At 60.5% G+C, this 19365-nt stretch carries 18 protein-coding genes and 3 pseudogenes; 8 read left to right on the top strand and 13 right to left on the bottom strand.

Annotation, left to right across the window (positions count from 1 at the left end; genetic code table 11):
• Window positions 1-18 precede the first annotated feature (18 nt).
• From K9B37_RS17510 to K9B37_RS24680, 5 genes and pseudogenes are all read right to left on the bottom strand, one after another.
• Window positions 19-201: a hypothetical protein gene (locus tag K9B37_RS17510; RefSeq protein ID WP_224314818.1), complete on the bottom strand. Its 183-nt coding sequence runs from the start codon at window positions 199-201 to the stop codon at window positions 19-21.
• A gap of 76 nt (window positions 202-277) precedes the next feature.
• Window positions 278-1225, bottom strand: a complete 948-nt coding sequence (locus K9B37_RS17505) for a phosphotransferase family protein (RefSeq protein WP_224314817.1) — start codon at window positions 1223-1225, stop codon at window positions 278-280.
• Window positions 1222-2127 (bottom strand): Cof-type HAD-IIB family hydrolase, encoded by a 906-nt coding sequence (locus K9B37_RS17500; RefSeq protein WP_224314816.1) that lies wholly within the window; start codon window positions 2125-2127, stop codon window positions 1222-1224. Before K9B37_RS17500 ends, K9B37_RS17505 begins: the two co-directional genes overlap by 4 nt.
• A gap of 556 nt (window positions 2128-2683) precedes the next feature.
• Window positions 2684-3010 (bottom strand): XRE family transcriptional regulator, encoded by a 327-nt coding sequence (locus K9B37_RS17495; RefSeq protein ID WP_224314815.1) that lies wholly within the window; start codon window positions 3008-3010, stop codon window positions 2684-2686.
• A gap of 100 nt (window positions 3011-3110) precedes the next feature.
• A pseudogene (locus tag K9B37_RS24680) lies at window positions 3111-3275 on the bottom strand (type II toxin-antitoxin system RelE/ParE family toxin); the annotation flags it as partial.
• A 495-nt stretch (window positions 3276-3770) separates the two neighbouring features.
• Between K9B37_RS24680 and K9B37_RS17485 the strand changes: the two are divergent.
• Window positions 3771-4238 carry a transglycosylase SLT domain-containing protein gene (locus K9B37_RS17485; RefSeq protein WP_439651748.1) on the top strand — a complete coding sequence of 156 codons (468 nt, stop codon included), beginning with the start codon at window positions 3771-3773 and terminating at the stop codon, window positions 4236-4238.
• Window positions 4239-4505: 267 nt separating this feature from the next.
• On the opposite strand, the gene K9B37_RS17480 is transcribed toward K9B37_RS17485, so the two are convergent.
• Window positions 4506-5108, bottom strand: a complete 603-nt coding sequence (locus K9B37_RS17480) for a GntR family transcriptional regulator (protein WP_224314813.1) — start codon at window positions 5106-5108, stop codon at window positions 4506-4508.
• 252 nt (window positions 5109-5360) lie between these two features.
• Between K9B37_RS17480 and K9B37_RS17475 the strand changes: the two are divergent.
• From K9B37_RS17475 to K9B37_RS17460, 4 genes and pseudogenes are all read left to right on the top strand, one after another.
• Window positions 5361-6793 (top strand): annotated as a pseudogene (locus K9B37_RS17475) (M20 family metallopeptidase).
• Window positions 6786-8528, top strand: coding sequence for a M28 family peptidase (locus tag K9B37_RS17470; protein WP_224314812.1), 1743 nt, complete (start codon window positions 6786-6788; stop codon window positions 8526-8528). Before K9B37_RS17475 ends, K9B37_RS17470 begins: the two are co-directional and overlap by 8 nt.
• 52 nt (window positions 8529-8580) lie before the next feature.
• Window positions 8581-9450 carry a transporter substrate-binding domain-containing protein gene (locus K9B37_RS17465; protein WP_224314811.1) on the top strand — a complete coding sequence of 290 codons (870 nt, stop codon included), beginning with the start codon at window positions 8581-8583 and terminating at the stop codon, window positions 9448-9450.
• A 149-nt stretch (window positions 9451-9599) separates the two neighbouring features.
• Entirely contained in the window at window positions 9600-10433 is an 834-nt protein-coding gene (locus K9B37_RS17460; protein ID WP_224314838.1) for a transporter substrate-binding domain-containing protein, read from the top strand.
• 246 nt (window positions 10434-10679) lie between these two features.
• Here the strand turns inward: K9B37_RS17460 and K9B37_RS17455 are convergent, their stop codons facing one another.
• The 6 genes from K9B37_RS17455 to K9B37_RS17430 all read right to left on the bottom strand — a co-directional run bounded on the left by K9B37_RS17455 (window position 10680) and on the right by K9B37_RS17430 (window position 15415).
• Window positions 10680-10994: a TOBE domain-containing protein gene (locus K9B37_RS17455; protein WP_224314810.1), complete on the bottom strand. Its 315-nt coding sequence runs from the start codon at window positions 10992-10994 to the stop codon at window positions 10680-10682.
• A gap of 507 nt (window positions 10995-11501) precedes the next feature.
• A complete protein-coding gene (locus K9B37_RS17450) occupies window positions 11502-11915 on the bottom strand; it encodes an SET domain-containing protein (RefSeq protein WP_224314809.1) in 414 nt (137 codons plus the stop codon).
• Between the two features lie 807 nt (window positions 11916-12722).
• The gene (locus tag K9B37_RS17445) at window positions 12723-13388 is read right to left on the bottom strand and encodes a dihydrofolate reductase family protein (RefSeq protein WP_224314808.1); all 666 of its coding nucleotides are present in this window, start codon (window positions 13386-13388) and stop codon (window positions 12723-12725) included.
• A complete protein-coding gene (locus K9B37_RS17440; RefSeq protein ID WP_224314807.1) occupies window positions 13381-13881 on the bottom strand; it encodes a VOC family protein in 501 nt (166 codons plus the stop codon). Before K9B37_RS17440 ends, K9B37_RS17445 begins: the two co-directional genes overlap by 8 nt.
• An 11-nt stretch (window positions 13882-13892) precedes the next feature.
• Complete coding sequence (locus K9B37_RS17435; protein ID WP_224314806.1) at window positions 13893-14687, bottom strand: VOC family protein; 795 nt, start codon at window positions 14685-14687, stop codon at window positions 13893-13895.
• Window positions 14688-14692: 5 nt separating this feature from the next.
• Entirely contained in the window at window positions 14693-15415 is a 723-nt protein-coding gene (locus K9B37_RS17430) for a DUF1428 domain-containing protein (RefSeq protein WP_224314805.1), read from the bottom strand.
• A gap of 85 nt (window positions 15416-15500) precedes the next feature.
• Here K9B37_RS17430 and K9B37_RS17425 point away from each other — a divergent pair, with 85 nt between their 5' ends.
• Both K9B37_RS17425 and K9B37_RS17420 read left to right on the top strand, forming a co-directional pair.
• Window positions 15501-16175, top strand: coding sequence for a winged helix-turn-helix transcriptional regulator (locus K9B37_RS17425; protein WP_224314804.1), 675 nt, complete (start codon window positions 15501-15503; stop codon window positions 16173-16175).
• Window positions 16176-16461: 286 nt separating this feature from the next.
• A pseudogene (locus K9B37_RS17420) lies at window positions 16462-16758 on the top strand (transposase); the annotation flags it as partial.
• 266 nt (window positions 16759-17024) lie between these two features.
• On the opposite strand, the gene pbfA reads toward K9B37_RS17420, so the two are convergent.
• Window positions 17025-18401, bottom strand: a complete 1377-nt coding sequence (gene pbfA, locus K9B37_RS17415) for a (R)-1-hydroxy-2-aminoethylphosphonate ammonia-lyase (RefSeq protein ID WP_224314803.1) — start codon at window positions 18399-18401, stop codon at window positions 17025-17027.
• 148 nt (window positions 18402-18549) lie between these two features.
• Here pbfA and K9B37_RS17410 point away from each other — a divergent pair, with 148 nt between their 5' ends.
• Window positions 18550-19329: a DeoR/GlpR family DNA-binding transcription regulator gene (locus K9B37_RS17410; protein ID WP_224314802.1), complete on the top strand. Its 780-nt coding sequence runs from the start codon at window positions 18550-18552 to the stop codon at window positions 19327-19329.
• The last annotated feature ends 36 nt before the right edge of the window (window positions 19330-19365 follow it).

The raw sequence follows: 19365 nt of genomic DNA, 5'->3' as shown, positions 1-19365 counted from the left end.
GATCGGGGCACTCTGCGCTCACAGTTCCTCATCTGCCCGATCTGCCGTGGGAGGCGATCGCCGGGCGCCTTTGGTCTGGCGGCCGGCTGGCAGTCGCGCTGTGACCTGACCGAAGCAGCGCGGGTCCTGCTTTTCGATGGACAACTGGTCGATGTCGGCGATCTGGTACTGCACGATGCCGGCATGGAGGGGTCGGAACAAGAATTGTTCCCACCCCCACAAGAGACCATGGGCATGCCTCCAGGGGTAGCCATGGCTAAATGGCTACCCCTGATGCTCAGAGCGAGTACAGATCCAAGGCACCGCTGAACCGGGTCCGGTACTGATCGAGCCGGCGCTCGTCCTTCTCCTCGGCTGCTCGCTCGACGAAGGGCGCATAATTGATGACGTTGAGCGCCTTGAGGATGGGTGCCATGGCCCGGACCTCCTTCTCGCTCAGCCCGTAACCGCCGAGAAACGCCTGCTTGGCATCGACCGAAAGGTCATGCAGCGCCAGCGCCAAGTCCCAGTACGGCGCTACGTTTGACGAGCAGAACTCCCAGTCGATCACTGCCGTGATGGCCCCCGCGTCATCCACCATCACGTTCTTCAGCCGCATGTCGCCGTGGTTCAGGACAGGATTCGCCTCCAGGTTCTCGATGTCTCGCAGCGTCGTGTTCAATGCCTTGAGTTGCGGCTTCGACAGCATCCTGTTCATCTCCAGCACCTTCAGCCGCTGCTCGATGTTGAGCTCGCGCTTGAGGTATTCGGCCCATGTCTCCTTCCGGGAGAGCTGATTGCTGGACCAGTCGAAGGTATGGCCGAATCCGCTGGTCGGGATGGTGTGGATCAGGGCGGTCAAGTGTCCCATCTCCCGCAGCACCGCCATCTGCTCCGGATGATGCGTCGCCTCGCCGCCCTCGACCTTGCGCGATACCATATAGGGGATCGGCACCACGTCGGCGCCGACCTCCAGCACCTCCGGTACCGGAACGCCAACCTTGCGGACCTGGGCCATGGCCCATTGCTCCTTCAAGTACTCCTTCACCTTGGCCGCCTGCGGGCTCATCCGGACGATGAAGTCGCCCTCCGCATGGTTGGTCTCGAAGACGAAATTGGTGATGCCGCCGCCCTTCTGGCTGACTCGCTTCGGCTTGGACCCGAAATGGTGGGCGATGATCGCCCGGGCCATGGCTCGCGCCTGACCTTCGCTGATCCTCGGCGGCTCTGGCAGGTTCTCGTTCAATGAGCGTCTCCGTGCAACAGATCGGCAAGCCGGGCAAGCAGATCGCCGAGTTCGAGGGAGTCGCGCACCTTCACCGTTCCGGTCAGACCCTTGTACTCCAGGTCGAGGGATCCGACGTGAACGGCCAGGCCGACGCCCTTCAGGAAGGTGTCCATCGGCGTGTCGCCGGCGCCGACTGCATGCGCCAGGTCGACTCCGAGACGTCCGGCCAGCGCCTCCAGGCCCGACAGCTTGTCGATCCCTGTATGCGTGATGAAGTTCGACTGCTTGGCATGCTGGTACGCCATCAGCCGATCCTGCTCCGCGTTGATCAGGAGGAAGATCATGCAGATGTCCCGGGCGTGGAGTTCATCCCTCAACGTCGCGGCAGGGGATGACGTGACGCGGGTGGCGCTGAGGTACTTGGCCCGAACCTCCTCGACCTTGTCCAGCGCCGGGGTCCAGATGAGTTCCCCTTGGGTCCAGTCGCGTGGGTAATAGAACAGCAGCAGGTCGCTAATCCCGCCCTCCGTCAGCCCTCGCACCCCGACCAGCACCTCGTCGATTTCGGTGGCCGTCAGGGGAAAGGCGTGGATCTCCTCGAACGCAATTTCGCCATCCTGCGTCTCGAAGAGGCTGCCCATGAGGCCGCCATTGAGGGAGACCAGAGGGAGCGGCGCATTGGTGATCGCATACCATTCCCGCCCGAAAGTGCGGATGACGTTCAGGGGAAAGCGCAGCGAGTTCAGGATCACGGGCCGGCCGTGGTCGCGCAGGCGCTTGAGGCCGTGGGAGACGGCGTCCGGGATGACGATGCGTCCCTCGAACTCGTGCACGGCCGTGCCATCGAGGTCGGTGACGATTGCCCCCTCACGGCCAAAACGTGAGGCCCGGACGAAATCCCGCAGGGTATGATCAGTCAACTCTGGTGCCATTGTGCGATGTGTAAGCTCAGCAGGAACAGGATCGAAGCTCCGCCGACCAAACGCCCGAAGCCCGGCTCCGTTCACGCGAAGCCGGTGGACAATAGCGGTCGGCTGGACGCCCGCTTGGGGTCAGCGCAAGTTCTGTGCCCAATAATACGCTAAGGTCGTCCGTAGCAGGAACACGGATCGAAAACCTGATCGGCAGACCGATCCGAAGACCGAAGATGGCGTGATTCTGGGATCGAAGCTGCTGTCTCAGACCGATGACCGATGGAGGAGGGGAGAGGCCTTCAGAGAGGCGTTCGCAAGACAGTAGAGTGGTCGTGATCGGGTCGACAAAGCGAAATCGCGCAATGGCTTCAACCGGGGACCTGATCAACGTGAGGATCATCCTGCCGCACATCGAAAGGGCAGTGCTCAAGCCTCCACGGGAGAGAGTCCCGATCCGTTCTGCCTTAGCGCATCAAGAGGTACAGGTCTTGTTCCGACCCCTGTTCGACACCCAACGCGACAAATCTCAAAGTTAAAGGCAAAGTGACAGCCGCCGAATCGCTCAGGTGTGCTCTCGCAGCTCGCCCAGGCTCTTTATCTTGACGCTGTGGTCCTGAAATCGCGCGACGATCTCAAGCTCTCCGCCTATGGCCTCGATGAAGCGCCGGAGCGTGCTGAGGTACATGTCCGCGCGCTTTTCGAGCTTGGCGACTGAAGCCTGTCCGATGTTGAGCGTCTGAGCGAGTTCGTCCTGCGAGAGTTGGAGTGCGCGCCGCACTTCGGCGAGGTCCATCTCCTCGACCGACCGCGCTGTCTCCGCGGCGGCTCGAGCTTGGGCCTCGGGCGAAAGCTCTGAGCGAAGTTCCGCAAAAGAGCGCCTTCCTGCCATTGTCTCTCTCCTCGTCTTTGAGCTCTTTAAGGTGCACGTCGTAGAGGTCGTCCGCGACGGGCACGAAGGTGTCGTAGAAGCGGTCATCCCCGGTCTTGTCCCCTCCGATCAGGAGGATGGCGACGCGGCGCGGGTCGAACGCATAGAAAACCCGGATCGGTCGACCGCCGCTCTGGACACGTAGCTCGCGCATGTGCTCACGTCGCGAAGTGGTGATCCCACTGGAATAGAGGAACGGGAGGCTTGGCCCGCGTTGCTCAAGCATGCCAACACGGGCAGTGATCTCCTCCTGGTCGGCCTCACTGAGAGTGTTCCACCAGTCCCCAAATTCGTCCGCATATTCGACCACCCAAGCCATGCCTATTAATATTCCTTTGAAGGAATGGTTTCGAGTGCCTTTAGTCGAGGGCCGCGTTTGTAGCGGGGCGGCAGGAGGCGGTCGGGAGCACAAGGATCTGTGGGGCATCCAGTGACACATCAGTTTCAGGAACCGGCCGTCTCAAGATGTTGACGAGCCCGTCAATGAAGACCGCCCTTAAGCGCTCCATAACTGCCCCACAAAACCTCATGCTCTCTGTGTCTGACGGGTGGCGGACTAAACATGCGAAGCTGCTCGCTCAAACTTGCCGCGGCCTTATCAATAAGCGCTCAGGAGAGTGCCTAAAGCCAAGCTGACGCCTTATTGCCACGATTGCCCGGCGAACTGTCCCCAAGCAAGGGGACTTTCATGATCTCTCGTCTCGTCCTGGGTTGCGCCGTGATGGCGTGTGCTCTCCCAGCAGCCGCGACTGACCGTGCCACCATCGAAGCCCTCGTGGCACAGCACGCCAAGGCTCATGGGATTCCGGAAACATTGGTGCATCGGATCATCAAGCGGGAGAGCGGCTATAATCCTCGTGCGTCGAACCGGGGCAATCTCGGTCTGATGCAGATCCGTTACGCGACAGCCCGTGGCATGGGCTACACCGGTCCTGCCTCCGGACTGCTCGATGCCAACACCAATCTAACCTATGCGGTGCCATACTTGGCCAATGCCTACAAGGTCGCTGGCGGCAACATGGATCGAGCCGTGTCGTTGTACGCTGGGGGCTACTATTACGAGGCCAAACGGAAACGTCTGCTGCAGCAGCTTCGAACGAGTGTCAGCGAGCCGGTTTCGACCGGGGCCATATCAGCTCCGTCCGCTCCACTGAAAGAGTCATCGTTCACGTTAGTGGGACGAGAATAGCTCCGACACGGTTCTTCACGTCAGCATGAACTCGGCGCGAAAGCTTGGGTCTGGGCCGATTGGGTCCAGTGACTGGACCTGTGGCCAAGGATGGCAGGAAAGATACGGAGGAGTCCAATTCCCTATGCTCCTGCCTTAGCCTGGGACCGTGACTTTCGTGAACTTGGAATCCAGGAAAAACAAGGGTTTTCGCCCCACAAAACTCATTCTCTCCTACTGAGAATGACCCAGTGCAATTTGGGCCACGGAGCGTCGCTGATCATACACCTATGGGCTTGTTTGTGGCTGGCGGATATGCAGCGCGATAATCTCCTTGAGCCATGCGGCGTCGCGGGCGGCGAGAGCCTCGACCATGGCATGATGCTCGCGGGCCGACTGCTCGACGCGCGCCCGCCTGCTCCATTGCCCAGCCAAGGCTGAGGACGTCCGGCTGCGAAGCTCAGTGACTAGATTGAGGAGCTCGGGGTTCGAGCACAGGCCAAGCAACTCCCGATGGAAGGCTAGGTTCGCCTCGTACTGATCCAGGATGGTCCCGTGAAGGATCGTGCCGTCGAACCGCCGGGCCAGATCGCGAAGATGCTCGTCTGCGGCGGGCGTTGCGCAGGCCACGATGCTGTCGACAGCGGCCGTTTCCAAAATGACGCGGAGTTCAAGAATATGGGCGGTCTGCTCACTGTCGGGCATGAAGACGTGATGGCCGCGATTGGGGGCGTGCTGCACCAGACGCTTCTGCGTCAGATAGTCTAGGGCACGCCGGACGTCCGGCCGCCCGTAGCCGTAGCGGTTTTCGAGATCGATTTGCTTCAACCACATGCCCGGACCAAAGACGCCGGACCGGACATCGCGTGTGATGAGGTCGGCCACAGTCATCCAAGCCTTCTTTGGCGTATCCGAGTTCGAGTCGGTTGTCGCCACGTCGTGTCCTTCCATCGCTGACCGTCGGGGTTTCTTGCCCTTTAGACAGAATTCGGCACCACCGCAAAATTGCTACTAGAAGCCCTCTTGCGTCCCTTCCATACCCATGCATCATATTGGTACCAATTTTGGAAAACATCTAGGCGCCTCACTTCTGAAGCCGCCCGGCCTCGAAACAAGGTGTCATGCTAGGAATGAGATCAGGCCGTGTCCGCGAAAAACTCCTCCCATATCTGGGATCTGGTCGAAGCCAAGCGCGAGGCGTTCTTTGCTCTCAGCGACCGCATCTGGGAGATGCCGGAACTCAATTATGAGGAATATCAATCCAGTGCCGAGCACACGGCGATGCTCGAGCAGCAGGGATTTCGGATTGCGCGCGGGGTCGCGGGCATTCCGACCGCTGTCATGGGCGAGGCGGGCGAGGGCGGACCTGTAATTGCCATTCTGGGCGAATACGATGCTCTGCCGGGCCTCAGCCAGGAAGCGGGAATTGCAGAGCAGAAGCCGGTCAACGCAGGCGGCAATGGTCATGGCTGCGGGCACAACCTGCTCGGCAGCGGCTCTCTCATGGCTGCGACCGCAGTCAAGGAATATCTTGAGGTCCATGGTCTAAAGGGGCGCGTGCGCTACTATGGCTGCCCAGCCGAGGAGGGCGGCTCCGCAAAGGGCTTCATGGTGCGGGCGGGCGTCTTCGACGATGTCGATGTCGCCATCTCCTGGCATCCCGCAGCCTTTGCAGGCATCAACAATCCGATCTCACTTGCCTGCAATGAGATCAATTTCCACTTCAGCGGCCGTTCTTCGCATGCGGCGGCCTCCCCGCATTTGGGCCGCAGCGCGCTCGACGCAGTGGAGCTCATGAATGTCGGCGTCAATTATATGCGCGAGCACATGCCCAGCACGGCGCGCATCCACTATGCCGTGACGGATACGGGGGGCTCGGCGCCGAACGTGGTGCAGGCTCGCGCGACAGTCCGCTATCTGATCCGTGCGCGCGACCTGCCGGAAATGCAAGGATTGCTGAGGCGGGTCCAGAAGATTGCCGAGGGTGCGGCGCTGATGACCGAAACGACGGTGCGCAGCGAGATTGTCAGTGGCGACGCCAATCTCATTGGCAACACGCCACTCGAACAGCTGATGCACCAGAATTTGGAGCGGCTCGGCCCCCCGTATTCGACGAACGAGACAAAGCCTTTGCTGCGGAAATCCAGAAGACCCTGACGGATGAGGACATCAGATCGTCCTTTGCTCGTTTCGGCGTTAAACCTCGGATGGGAGTTCCGCTCTGCGATACCATCTTCCCGCCCGAAAACGGGGATGGCACCCTCGTAGGATCCACTGACGTGGGCACCGTCAGCTGGGTCGTTCCGACAGTCCAGATGCGCGGCGCCACCTACGCCATTGGCACGCCGGGGCACTCCTGGCAGCTTGTGGCCCAGGGGAAAGCACCTGCGGCGCATAAGGGAATGGAACATGCGGCTAAAGTGATGGCCGGCACGGCTGTCGATCTCTTCGAAAATCCGGCTTTGATCGACGAGGCGAAGGCCGATTTCCGGCAGCGGTTGTCCGGCACGGCCTTCGTCAACCCCATCCCGGATGACGTGAATCCACCCATTCCCGAGAGATCCACCGATGTCTGAACTGCAGCGCTCCTCCAGTTCCGGGCCTGCCGGAACGAGCTCTCTGGGCGCGACTGTAGAGCCGACAAGGCTGATGGGCCATCTCCGTGAGTTTGCTCGCCGGGTGAAGCTCTCCGGCACACCGGAGGAGCTTGAAAGCTTTCGCTATCTCCAGAGGCAGATGGAGCAGTTCGGTTATCGGACGCAGCTGATCTTTCATGATGCCTATATCAGCCTGCCAATCCGCTCACGGGTGCTGATCGATGGCCACGAACTCAAGAGCATCACCCACTCGATGTCGGTGCCGACGCCGCAGGACGGCCTGACGGCCGATCTGGTCTATGTCGGGGAGGGCGATGAGGCAGCCATCACCCGGCAGGACGTCCGTGGCAGGATTGTGCTTGTCGACGGCATCGCCACGGAAGATGTCGCAGCTTTCGCATCTCGCGCTGGAGCCCTTGGGCAAATTCATATCAGTCCCAACGAGCATCTCTACGAGATGTGCGTCTCGCCCGTCTGGGGCAATCCATCCCAGCATACGCGAGCGCACCTTCCCAGCACCGCAATCTGCACGATCAGCCGTGACGACGGCGCGATCCTGCGCGAGCGCTGCTTGAACGGCGAGACGGTCCGGGCCTCGTTGAGAACCGAGGTCGATACCGGATGGCGCAAGACACCGTTGCTGGTGGCGGACCTCGAAGCCCCGACGGGTGACCCTGACAGTCCCTTTGTCCTGCTCTCCGGGCATCACGACACTTGGCACTATGGCGTCATGGATAACGGTGGAGCGAATGCCACCATGCTTGAAGCCGCACGGTTGCTCGCGGAGAGACGCGCCGATTGGAGGCGTGGTCTTCGGATCTGCTTCTGGTCCGGTCATTCGCATGGGCGCTACTCGGGTTCCGCCTGGTATGCCGATGAATACTGGGATGACCTTGACCGGCGCTGCGTTGCCCATGTCAACGTGGATTCGACAGGAGGCGAGGGGGCCACCATCCTGACCAACTCCGGCGTGATCGATGAGCTCAAGGGTGTCGCAGCCGATGCCGTAAAGGCGGTGACAGGTCAGATCCATGCCGGGCGGCGCCAGGGGAGGGCGGCTGACCAGTCCTTCTGGGGTGTCGGCATCCCATCCATGTTCGGCAGCCTCAGCCATCAGCCGCCGGGCCCGGTCAAGATGCTCACGGCGCTGGGCTGGTGGTGGCACACGCCGCACGACCTGTTCGAGCACATCGACCCAGATAACCTCGCGCGCGACACCAAGATCATCTTGTGGGTTCTCGATCGCCTCTTGAAGGAACGTGTGCTGCCGCTCGACTATACGGCGTATGCGGATGCCCTGTTGGCCGAACTCGCCCCTCTGGACGATGAGCTCGCCGATATCCTTCCAATCGACGGTCTCAAGCGCGCCGCAGAGACGCTTCGCAGGCACGCCGCAGCCCTGACGGCGATGGCATCGACTGCGTCGGATCGGGATGCCGAGAGGATCAACCAGACGCTGATGCAGGTCGCACGGGCATTGGTGCCGATCAATTACACGACCGGCGAGCGCTTCCACCACGACTCTGCCATGCCGCATCCCGCATGGCTGGCCTTGGAGGGACTGCGTGAGCTGGCCCGGCAAGACGCCCGCTCAACGGATCTACCTTTCTACGTCGTACATGCTCGGCAGACCCGCAACCGGGTTGCCCATGCGCTGCGGCAGGCCAATGAAGCCATTGAGGTGCAACTCCTCGATCACGCGAGGGGAGCATGATCCCCGTGACAAACCCGTCGCTGACGCACCAGCGGCCAACCAGGATTGCAGAATGAGGAAGATCAAGCTCTTTTCGGCCGTTATTGCGGCTGCTGTGGCACTCGGCGGGACCGTGGTTCATGCCAAGGACTGGACGAAGGTGAAGATCGGCGTCGAGGGTGCCTTTCCGCCCTGGAACATGATCAGCCCCGATGGCAAGCTGTCCGGCTACGACATTGATCTGACGGAAGACCTTTGCCGGCGAGCGCGGGTCCAATGCGAGCTCATCGCGGGCGAGTGGTCGAGCCTCATTCCGAGTCTCAATGCGGGCAAGTTCGACCTCGTGCTGACGCTTGGGATCAATGAGACGCGCAAGAAGGTGGTCGACTTTACCATTCCCTATGCAAGCGGAGTCGCGACTTTCCTGACCCTCAAAGGCAGCCCGATCGCGACAATGCCGATGACAGGCGAGCGCCTGAACCTCAACGACAAGAACGCTGCCGACCCCGTGATGACCCGGATCCGAGAGATCCTGAAGGGAAAGACGGTCGGCGTCGTTCAGTCGACAAGCCAGGAACAACTGATCCGCGCTTACTTCGGCAATGATGTGGATGTCCGCACGTACAAGACCTCGGCCGAACGCGACCTCGACATCACCGCAGGCCGCATCGATGCCGGGTTCGACAGCGGCGTCTATGCGACGACCGCGTTGGGCAAATCCGAAAACCAGGATCTCGTCATGACCGGCCCATTTATGAGAGGGGCAATGCTGGCCACGGATGTCGCCCTCGGCATGCGCAAAGGCGAGACCGAGTTGAAGGCCAAGTTTGACGAGGCGATCCGTGCCGCAGCGGAGGACGGCACAATCCGCAAGCTTTCAGTGAAGTGGAGCAAGCTTGATCTGACACCAAGCCTATCGCCTGCTGCCGCTTCGTCGCAGTAAGCAGCCGCAGGTAGCCAATATGTAAGGCCACGCGACTTAGCGGCCTTACGAACATCTGAAGCAACAAAGGATCGCCAAGAAACGGCCCGACCCATTTAGCAGGGCAGGTGTGGAGGACGAGAGCAGTGAAGAAGATTGTGTTGACGACAATGCTTGCCTTGGCTGGCACCTGTCCGGTCTTTGCGCTGGGCGCTCAAGCACAGGAAAAGACCTGGACAAAGATCCGCATTGCGACGGAAGGAGCGTTCACCCCGTGGAACTTCACGAAACCGGATGGCACGCTGGATGGCTTCGAGATCGATCTCTACAAGGATCTCTGCAAACGCATGAAGGTCGAATGCTCGATCGAGGCGCAGTCCTTCGATGGCATCATCCCGGCGCTGAATGCCGGCAAGTTCGATGCCATCATGGCCGGCATGTCAGCGACCGCCAAGCGCGAAGAAGTCATGGCCTTCACCCAGCCCTACGGCACGACTGGCCAGACCTTCGCGGTCCTGAAATCGAGCCCGCTCGCAAACATGCCCCTGAAGGACAGGGTGTTTTCGCTGTCGAGTAATGAAGCGGGTGCCGCTGCCGCCATCGACGAGTTGAAGCCTGTCCTGAAGGGCAAGGTCATCGGCGTGCAGGGCTCGTCGATCGCGGCGAACTTCCTCGATAAATATCTGAAGAGCACGGCGGAAATCCGCGAGTACAAGACGACAGAGCAGCATGATCTCGATCTCACGGCGGGACGCATCGATGTCATCATGGCCTCGACCGCCTACCTGTCCGGTGCGGCTGCGAAATCCGGCAACGAGGAGATGACCCTCGTCGGGCCGCGCTTCCAGGGCGGCATGCTGGGTCGCGGAAGCTCGGTCGGCCTTCGCAAGAGCGATCCGGAGCTGAAGGCCATGTTCGACAAGGCCATCACAGAGGCGAAGGCCGATGGAACTATCGAGAAGCTGTCGATGAAGTATTTCGGCTTCGACGTCACGCCACGTTAAGAAGACCCGTGCCGGCGAGCAGAACGTCTAGCCGGGGCTGCTGTTTGCGTCGGAGCCATGATCGGCTCTGACGCAGTGGTATATCAGCCGCCTGAAGGGTTCCCTCCGTCTCAGAATTCCAGACCGGCAAAGCCGCTCAGCGCCGGCTTGTCAAAAGCTGGGGATCCCATCAGAACCCGTTAAGACACGACCGCTCCACATTAGTTCCGCGAGCGACCTGCCAGATCATCGCATCACGAAGCTCAGTCACGCTACCAAGGGTTCCTGGCGCAGGTCGACGATTTGCGGGGGCCCAGCCAACCGTTTGCCGGTTTCCCGGTCGAAGGCATGCAGCCTCCTCGCCGGACATTCGAGACAGATGGTGCGGTGATCGAAATTCTCTGCGTTCCTCGGCAATTCAACGGCGAGCTCTTGCGGACCAACCGGGCAATAGGCGACTCGGCTACTCCCGAGCTCCTCGATCAGGTCGATAGAAACGGCCAGGCCACCATGCTTCGTATCGGATGAGACGACGACATCTTCGGGGCGGATGCTGAGCGTCAGCTTGGTGCCGGCAGCCAAGTTGGGCCCCTCCGCCGAAACGGCATGGGTCGGCGCACCATCGAAGGCCAAACGATCGTGATCTATCACCGAACCAGGAGAGCATGAGGTTTTGTGGGGCATTCAGTCATGGGTGCTTCACGAGCCCGCCCCTGCAACACGTTGACCTTTGCGTCGAATGGGACTGCCCTCAAGCGGTCTATATCTGCCCCACGAAACCTCATGCTCTCCCACTGGAGACCTCTGACGGGAAATCTGCCTGGATCACCGACGAGGTGCCACTGAAACGACGACCTTCCATCAAGACCATGAGGCCTGCGCGACAGGGGCATGACCTACCGCCCGGGCTGGAGTTCTTGAGGCGGACTTGACTGTTTTAGGACGCCGGCGGGAATACCGAAGACCCTGAACAGGATCTCTGCTGCCCACCATGTTCAACAATGATCGCTCCCGAAATCCGCGTGCAGGCAAGACTGGAGTATCAACCTCGAACAACATCAAATGGCGGTCATCGAGGGCCCAAATACTTCACAAGCTTCGATGACGCCGTCTACAAGACAAGCACCTGCAGCCGATCGGCTTGATGAACATGTCGAAATAGTTCTTGCCGTAATTGTAGGTGATCTCATCGCCAGGCTTAATGCGTTTGATGGCCCTGATGCGGATCCGGCCCCGGGACACTACCGCTTCGGCATTCGGCCGACAGGCATGATTGATGTAGCGGGCCGTATTCCAGCGCGGCGACCCGTCTATGGTCCAGCGACTGTTGATCTCAAACAGATAGCGTGTGCCTCGGCGGCGATGGACTTCCTCGTTTGAGACCCGCGGGCCCACGTACTCGATGATGAACGTGCCCTTCTCAATTACGTCTGCCGCAAACAGGCCGAGACCGGTTTCGGACCGCCCGATGCGAAAAGGCTCTTTTAGTGCTTTGGCTCGCATAGCGTTGAATAGACTCCAATCACCTCAAACCGACTGTGGTGTTTCCAAATGTCCGGCACCAGATCATGTTCGCGTGCCCAATCACGAAGATCTCCGCCAGATGAAATTGCATCGACTTGCCTAAAATCGACAGATTTGTGCTCGGCCTCGGCGGTCAAGCTTCATTACTCACAAGTCCACGCAAAATCTACGACGCTCAGGCCTGCTGTCGCTTTGCTCCTCAAGGCGAGATAAGGAACTCAACACCATCACTGGCAAGCCTTTGCCGCTCGATGTGAGATTTTGCCGATAAAATTGAGTTTTTCCCCCTAAAAGTGAGTCAGCGTTGACAGGGGCGTGCGGCTGGCTGCGATGGAACGGGACCTGACAGAGGCCGCCCAGGTTGCCTTGCTCCGGAGCTGTCACCAGCAAGCCCGTTGGCGCCACCGTCGATCGTCTCGCGCGCCGGATCCAGCACCGCGGTCACAGGCAGGGATCCAAGAGCAGCGAACAAACCTGAGCGGCCTCTCGCCTTGAAGGGCAAAGAATGTCGCTTTTCGACACCCAACCCGACGAAGCTCAAAATTAAAGGCAAAGTGACGATGGAGAATCTGACGGTCACCGAGATGGCGAGGAAGCATAAGCATCTGTGGGGCACCCAGTGACACATCCGTTTCAGGAACCCGCCATCTCAAGACGTTTATGAGCCCGTCAATGACGACTGCCCTCAGCGTTCCATAAACTGCCCCACAAAACCTCATGCTCTCCTGGTCCGCCCATAGCGCGATCAGCCCCTTCTCCTGAATGGGTGGCCGACGAGCTGCAGGTTCACCAGCGACCGTCCGCTTGACGCTGACGGAGCGCAAGTTCGTCATCGCTTGGGGGTTTTGTGGCAAAACTGCCGACGCGAACCTCTCCATTACGCGCAAACGATGCGAAGTGGACGCCCTTCGGCGAGTGCGTCTGCTCGACCAGCGTCCATGAACGCGCTGTCGCCGGATCGCTCGAATACCAGCGCTTGCCGCGTCCAAGCATAACCGGGAAGGTAATCAATGCCAGCTGATCGACAAGGCCTGCGGGAAGCAGCGCCTGGTAGAGCATACTGCTGCCCTGGATAAGCAGGTCCGGTCCATCGCTGGCCTTGAGGCGCGCGACAGCCTCGGCGGGATCGCCGAGGAGGCGTTGGCTGTTGTTCCATGTCAGCGGCCGGTCGGACGATGTCACGACGTGTTTTCGAACGGCATTGAACGTCTCGCCGATCGGCTGGTCGCCGTTGTGCGGCCAATAGGCGGCGAAGATCTCGTAGGTTCGCCGGCCTAGCAGCAGCTCAGAGCTGCCGCCCAGCAGCCGCCCCATCGGCTCGTCCAGCGTGTCGTCGAAATAGGGAAACGCCCAGCCGCCGTGCGCAAAGCCGGTCTGGTCCTCCTCCGGCCCACCTGGTGCTTGGATCACGCCGTCGAGAGACTGGAAAAGGGAGCCGATGACTTTACGCATTGACGGCTACACCGCGCTCCGCAGCCTCGATCCGGGCGATGTCGATCTTGCGCATCGTCATCATCGCTTCGAACGCTCGCCTAGCCGCGGCCTTGTCAGGATTGCTGTTAGCCCGCAGCAGCGCACGGGGCGTGATCTGCCACGAAAAGCCCCAGCGATCCTTGCACCAGCCACAAGCGCTTTCGTGCCCGCCATTGCTGACGATGGCATTCCAATAACGGTCGGTTTCTTCCTGGTCGTCGGTCAGGACCATGAAGCTGACCGCCTCATTGGCCTTGAAATTGGGTCCGCCGTTCAGGCCGACGAACGGCCGGCCGAGCACGGTGAACTCGACCGTGAGTTCGGTGCCCTCTGTCCCGCCCGGGAAGTCTGACGGGGCGTGCATGGGAGCGCCAACACTGCTGTCGGGAAAGGTTGCGGCGTAGAACTCCGCAGCCTTGCGGGCTTCCCCGCGATCGAACCACAGGCAGGTCATGAGCTTGTCGCTGGCCACAATATTTCTCCTCACTGACGCGGGCCTATCAATCCGAAGACGGCGCCCTGGGGGTCAACAGCGGTCAGCGAATACTCGCCGCCCGGGATTTCGTTGGGGCCGTGAAGGATCGTGCCACCGCCGGCACGCGCGGCGTCCGCCGCCCGGTCGATGTCGTCGACTCCGATGTAGAAGGTCCACGCAGCCTGGGACGCCTGCGGCGTCCTCGGCATGATGGCGCCGATCATGGTCTCGCCCTGATAGAGGAAGCGGTAGGAGCCGAAGTCGCCCATTTCCATGGCGCCCTCCTGCCGCCAGCCAAAGTGCTGGGTGTAGAAGGCGACCGCCCGATCCTGGTTGCTTGCCTGCAGCTCGTTCCAGCGGACGTGCTGCGGACGATCGACGGAGAAGACGTCGCTCTCCATATCAGGCCGACCGGCGGGCGGGGTTGGTGTCATCAGGTAGAAGGGCGCGCCGTCGGGATCAGTCACCATGGCGATGCGTCCGACGCCGCGAATGTCGCGGCCCGGCATCAGCGTCCGGCCACCGTCCTCCTCGACCCGGGCGACCGCCGCATCGACATCGGGGACGCCGAGATAGCCGAGCCAGCACGGCCGCGCGCCATGCCGCTGCATCTCCTCGGTCAGCCGTAACACCCCGCCGCTGTTGCCGCCATCGCTTCGGGAAATCAGCCGGTAGTTCATCTCGCCGAACGGCTGCGCCTCAATGGTCCAGCCCGCGACGACCGCGTCGTAGAAGCGCTTGGACCCGGCTGGCTCAGGGGTCATCAGCTCATACCAGATGAAGCTGCACGCAGGGTTGGCCATCGTCCCTACTCCGCCGCCGTGTCGAGGATCGGGTGGAAGCCGCCCCAGAACATGCGCTTGCCGTCGAACGGCATCGGAGTGCTCTGCTCAGGATCCGCTGCCATCATCCTGGCCCAGCCCGCATTCCGGGTCGCCTTGTCGGGCCACTGAATGTAGGAATAGACGACCTCTTCCCCATGCTGGGCCTGCACGGCGCGCCAGTAGTCGGTCACTTTGCCGGTCGGCACATCGTCACCCCAGGCCTCGAGCACTCTGACCGCACCGTACTCCTTAAACTTGCTGGCCATACGCTGGGCCAAAGCCTGGTAATCCGCCTTCTTCTCCGACGGAACCGGCACCACGAAGCCATCGGTGTAGCCGGCCGTGCCCGAGCCACGCTCATCGACGATGGTGTCGAAGCCGCCGTAGATCATGCGCTTGCCGTCGAAGGGCATTGCCGCGCCCATTTCCTTCATGCGCGGATCGCTCCCCATCTTCTCGTTCGCGGCATCCCGCGCGGCCCGGTCAGGATATTCGAACCAGGAGAAGACCACCGCTTCGTCATCCTTGGCCTGGACCGCCTTGCGGAAGTCGGTGACTTTGCCCTCCGGAACGTCGTCGCTCCAGCTTTCGACCATCCGAGTGGCCCCCAGCTCCCGGATCAGGGGTGCGAAGCCAGTCGCATGGTCCACATACGCATCCTTGTTGGCGATCGGCACCGCGACGATGAACCCTTCGATGTAGGTCATTTTCCGTCTCCTTCTTTCATGCTGGGCTCAGGCATTCGACTCGATAGCCCTTGAAGCATGACGCGGCGAGTTATATAATGCAACTGTGAAGTTAGAAAAAACAACTAAGACGCGGCGAAGCGAGCCTAGGCAGGGATACGACGATGCCTGCGGGACGGCGCATGCGCTGGAGCTGATCGGGGAGCGCTGGGCGCTGCTAGTGCTGCGCGAATTGCTGCTGGGTCCACGGAGATTTTCCGACCTACGGGCGGACCTGCCGGCGATCAGCGCCAACGTGCTGACTCAGCGGTTGAAGGAACTGGAAAGCCGTGGGTTGGTGCAGCGGCGCAAGCTCCCGCCGCCGGCCTCCGTGCAGGTCTATGAGGCGACCGAATGGGGGCTGGAGACGGCACCGCTGATCCGTGAAATGGGGCGATGGGCGGCACGGTCGCCAGAGCATGATCCAACCCTGCCATTGTCAGGCGTATCGATCATGTTGTCCTTCACTGCCATGCTGGATGCCGAGCGCGCAAAAGGCTTCGCAGGCACCGTCGCGTTCCGTTTTGGCGAGATGGTTTATGTGGCCCGAGTAGCAAGCGGCGCTATCGAGATACGGCGCGGAGCGGCGAAGGAGGGCGTGGCGCTGATCACTGGCGAGCCAAAGGAAGTTGCGGCGGTCGTCTACGGCGGCGCGGCGCTGGACTTGTTGCAGATCGAGGGAGATCGGAAGTTAGCCAAGCGATTCCTATCGCTCTTCACTCTGCCGTCCAAGGCCAGTTGAGACCCACAGTGACAGGGTCTCTTTCCAGGCAGACGTCCTCCAGTGGCTGCTCAAAGTTCTCCCTTTCTTAAAGTCTCAAGCATGAGAGCTTTTTGTCGAAAGAGGACGTAAGCGATCACCTGAACGTCCGTCCGTATTCAACCGTGCGACTGTTGCCGCTGAGCGAGTGTAATGAGAACGAAGCGGACGTATCCGCGACGTGCCCACAAAGTTTGCTCTTGGCAGATTTCGTCGAAAAAGTCCTCGTGCTTCCCTGACGAGGCACTCTCAGCAGGGGGATCGAGCCATGATGGGCGAGCGTCTCGTGATGCAGGAGAGTTTGCTCTACGAGTTCCGGCTCGAGGATCACGTCCCGTCCGATCACCTGCTGCGTTCCATCGACTGTTTCGTCGACTGCTCAGAATTGCGCCAGCATCTGGCTGGCTTCTACAGCACCACCGGACGGCCCTCCGTCGATCCCGAGTTGATGATCCGCATGCTGCTGATCGGCTACTGCCTCGGCATCCGCTCCGAGCGACGCCTCTGCGAGGAGGTCCACCTCAACCTCACCTACAGCTGGTTCTGCCGTCTCGGGTTGGAGGGCAAGCAGCAACGGCTCAGAATCTGAGAAAGCTTGCCAGACTGGTCGCTTCACCACGGCCTCAAATGACCCAAGGAGCCTAGGCCCGAAGGATACACCTCACAACAGTCCTAACCTCAACAAGGCAAGCTGCATCGCTGTCCCAGTCCGTTTGGATGCCGACTTTTTCAACGAAATCTGACCCAATGCTGACTCTCGTGGTCACGAGACAGGACCATCATGACGAACCGGGCATTCGGAAAGGGCAGGGGCATTCCGGAAATACTCCTTCATAGGAGCGCATGGTCAAGCGCTTCTTCAAGGATATCGAGGGCTTTCTCCATCTCCTCCTGGGTGGTAACGAGTGGAGGTGTCAGGGTTAGAACGGTTCCCATGGTGGTTTTGAAAGACAGGCCTCGTTCAAGGGCATTGTAGAGCGTGCGCTCTGCCACGAGCCTGGCGGGTAGCCCTTCAATATCCTGAAGCTCGATACCAATCAGAAATCCTCGCCCACGCACGTCACCGACCGATGGAAAGCGCGAATTCCAGGAGCGCAGCCGCGCGAGCGCTTGGGCACCGACGCAGGCCGCGTTCTCAACAAGGTGTTCATCCTCGATGATACGGATGGTCTCCAGGGCGGCCCTCGTGGTTACCGGGTTCTTTTCATGGGTGTAGTGCCCGAAGGCCCAAGCGCCTCCAACATCAAGCTCCGGCCTACAGATCGTTGCGGCTATCGGCAGGAGGCCGCCGCCAAGCCCCTTTCCAAGGACGAGAATATCCGGCGTCACACCAAAGTGTTCGCAAGAGAACATGTGCCCTGTCTTGCCGAGACCGGTCGGAATCTCGTCGAAGATCAGGAGCGTCCCAGTCCGGTTGCAGGCGTCGCGCACCTTGCGCCAGAAATCAGGTGGAGGCACATAGGGAACGGCACGGATTGGCTCGGCAATGAAGGCCGCGAAATCTCCCTCACGGCTCAAGACATAGTCAATCATGCGCGCACAGGCATCGCCGGATTCCTGTTCTGTCTTACCACCATAAGGACAATTTAAGCTGCCGAAAGGCGCAACATGTTCCGCGCCGGGCATCAGCGGTCCGTGCGGCCTGCCGCGAAACAGGGCCTCTCCGCCAACGCTTGCAGCACCGAAACCCGCCCCATGGAAAGCATCCCAGAAGGACAAGGTCTTGAAGCGTCCGGTTGCCGCCCGTGCAATCTTGATGGCGACCTCGACAGCATCAGAGCCGCCAGTCGTAAACAGGACCTTGGACAAGGTGCCTGGCGTGATCGATGCGAGCTTCTCCGCGAGGGCAACCGCGGGTTCACAAGTGAAACGACGGGGGGCGAAGGGAAGGGCATCCATCTGTTCGACAATGGCGCGTTTCAGTCGCGGATGCCCGTAGCCGATATGATGAACGTTGTTGCCATGGAAATCCATGTACCGCCGTCCGGCCAGATCTTCGATGTAGATGCCCTCTGCTCTGCGGATGGCATTGAGGCACGGTGTTGACACGGATTGGTGCAGGAAGCTGTCCGAATCCCTGTCCAGGAGGGCGCGGGTCGCGGAGTCGATATGCGCGGTGGCCCAAGCCGCACGCAAGGGCGTCGCATTGGTGTCGCTCTCGGATTCGTGTGGGACATCCCCCCTTATCGTTGCTGCATTGTTGCCCATCTCTTTGCCCCTTTGGTCGCTAAAGGAGCCTAGCATGTCCATAGGCTGGGGGAAGACCGGATATGTCGCAAAATGTGACATTTTGTGGCTATTCCTATGATCCCAGCTTCGCTACACTTATCCGACCAGCATTGCTGGAGGGACGATTTTGGCTCGAAACGCCCAGGTGAAGCCACTGGCTGCCCTGAGACATGGCGAGATTCTCAAACGCATCGCGACGAATGGCTTCGTCGCGGTCAATGAACTTGCAACCTATTTCGGCGTATCCCACGAAACCATCCGACGGGATCTGAAGCAGCTGGCCGACAGGAAACAGCTCGAGGTCATTCATGGTGGTGCTTCGCGCCGGGAAAGCATAGAACCGGACTATGAGGAGCGCGTCACGACGAATGCCGCTGGCAAGGCTGCCATCGCGAAACGGGCTGCTGCGCTCATCGAGGACGGGATGGTCCTGCTGCTCGATTCCGGTACGACGACCCTCGCCCTCGCGTCAGCGCTCAAGGAGCGAAGGAATCTCACAATCTGCACGGGTTCACTGTCGATCGCTCATCTGATGGCGCGAATGCCCGACACACGTGTTCACCTTCTCGGCGGCGAGGTCGATCCACGCGAGGAGGCGACTGTTGGCGTCGACATGCTGGAGGCTATTGCGCGCTTTCGTGTCGATATGGCCTTCATCGGTGTCGGCGGCGTCTCGCCGAAGGGAGAGGTGACGGACTACACCCGGATCGGAGCAGAGCAGCGCGCCCGCATGATCTCGGTGGCACACGAGGCCTACTTTCTGGTGGACCATGAGAAATTCGGCCGCTTGACTGCCCTGCGCATTCCCGGAGACGAGAATGTCGCTGGACTGGTGACTGACCGGCCACCGACGAAAGCCATTGCCGATGCTCTCCAGCGGCGCGGAATTCCTCTCCTAACCACATGATGTGAGTTTTTGTTGTTTTTTGTGTTGATTTGAGAA

Origin of the sequence: Microvirga puerhi, assembly GCF_020089865.1 — a bacterium.
In the GTDB taxonomy this organism is placed as follows: domain Bacteria; phylum Pseudomonadota; class Alphaproteobacteria; order Rhizobiales; family Beijerinckiaceae; genus Microvirga; species Microvirga puerhi.
Note: the sequence above shows the minus strand (reverse complement) of the source record. Positions and strands in the feature narration are given on the sequence as shown.

Coding starts and splice junctions, on each gene's coding strand:
- K9B37_RS17495 (WP_224314815.1), bottom strand. CDS start 3,010: ATGGCAGGAAGGCGCTCTTTTGCGGAACTTCGCTCAGAGCTTTCGCCC.
- K9B37_RS17485 (WP_439651748.1), top strand. CDS start 3,771: ATGGCGTGTGCTCTCCCAGCAGCCGCGACTGACCGTGCCACCATCGAA.
- K9B37_RS17480 (WP_224314813.1), bottom strand. CDS start 5,108: ATGACTGTGGCCGACCTCATCACACGCGATGTCCGGTCCGGCGTCTTT.
- K9B37_RS17470 (WP_224314812.1), top strand. CDS start 6,786: ATGTCTGAACTGCAGCGCTCCTCCAGTTCCGGGCCTGCCGGAACGAGC.
- K9B37_RS17465 (WP_224314811.1), top strand. CDS start 8,581: ATGAGGAAGATCAAGCTCTTTTCGGCCGTTATTGCGGCTGCTGTGGCA.
- K9B37_RS17460 (WP_224314838.1), top strand. CDS start 9,600: ATGCTTGCCTTGGCTGGCACCTGTCCGGTCTTTGCGCTGGGCGCTCAA.
- K9B37_RS17450 (WP_224314809.1), bottom strand. CDS start 11,915: ATGCGAGCCAAAGCACTAAAAGAGCCTTTTCGCATCGGGCGGTCCGAA.
- K9B37_RS17445 (WP_224314808.1), bottom strand. CDS start 13,388: ATGCGTAAAGTCATCGGCTCCCTTTTCCAGTCTCTCGACGGCGTGATC.
- K9B37_RS17435 (WP_224314806.1), bottom strand. CDS start 14,687: ATGGCCAACCCTGCGTGCAGCTTCATCTGGTATGAGCTGATGACCCCT.
- K9B37_RS17430 (WP_224314805.1), bottom strand. CDS start 15,415: ATGACCTACATCGAAGGGTTCATCGTCGCGGTGCCGATCGCCAACAAG.
- pbfA (WP_224314803.1), bottom strand. CDS start 18,401: ATGGGCAACAATGCAGCAACGATAAGGGGGGATGTCCCACACGAATCC.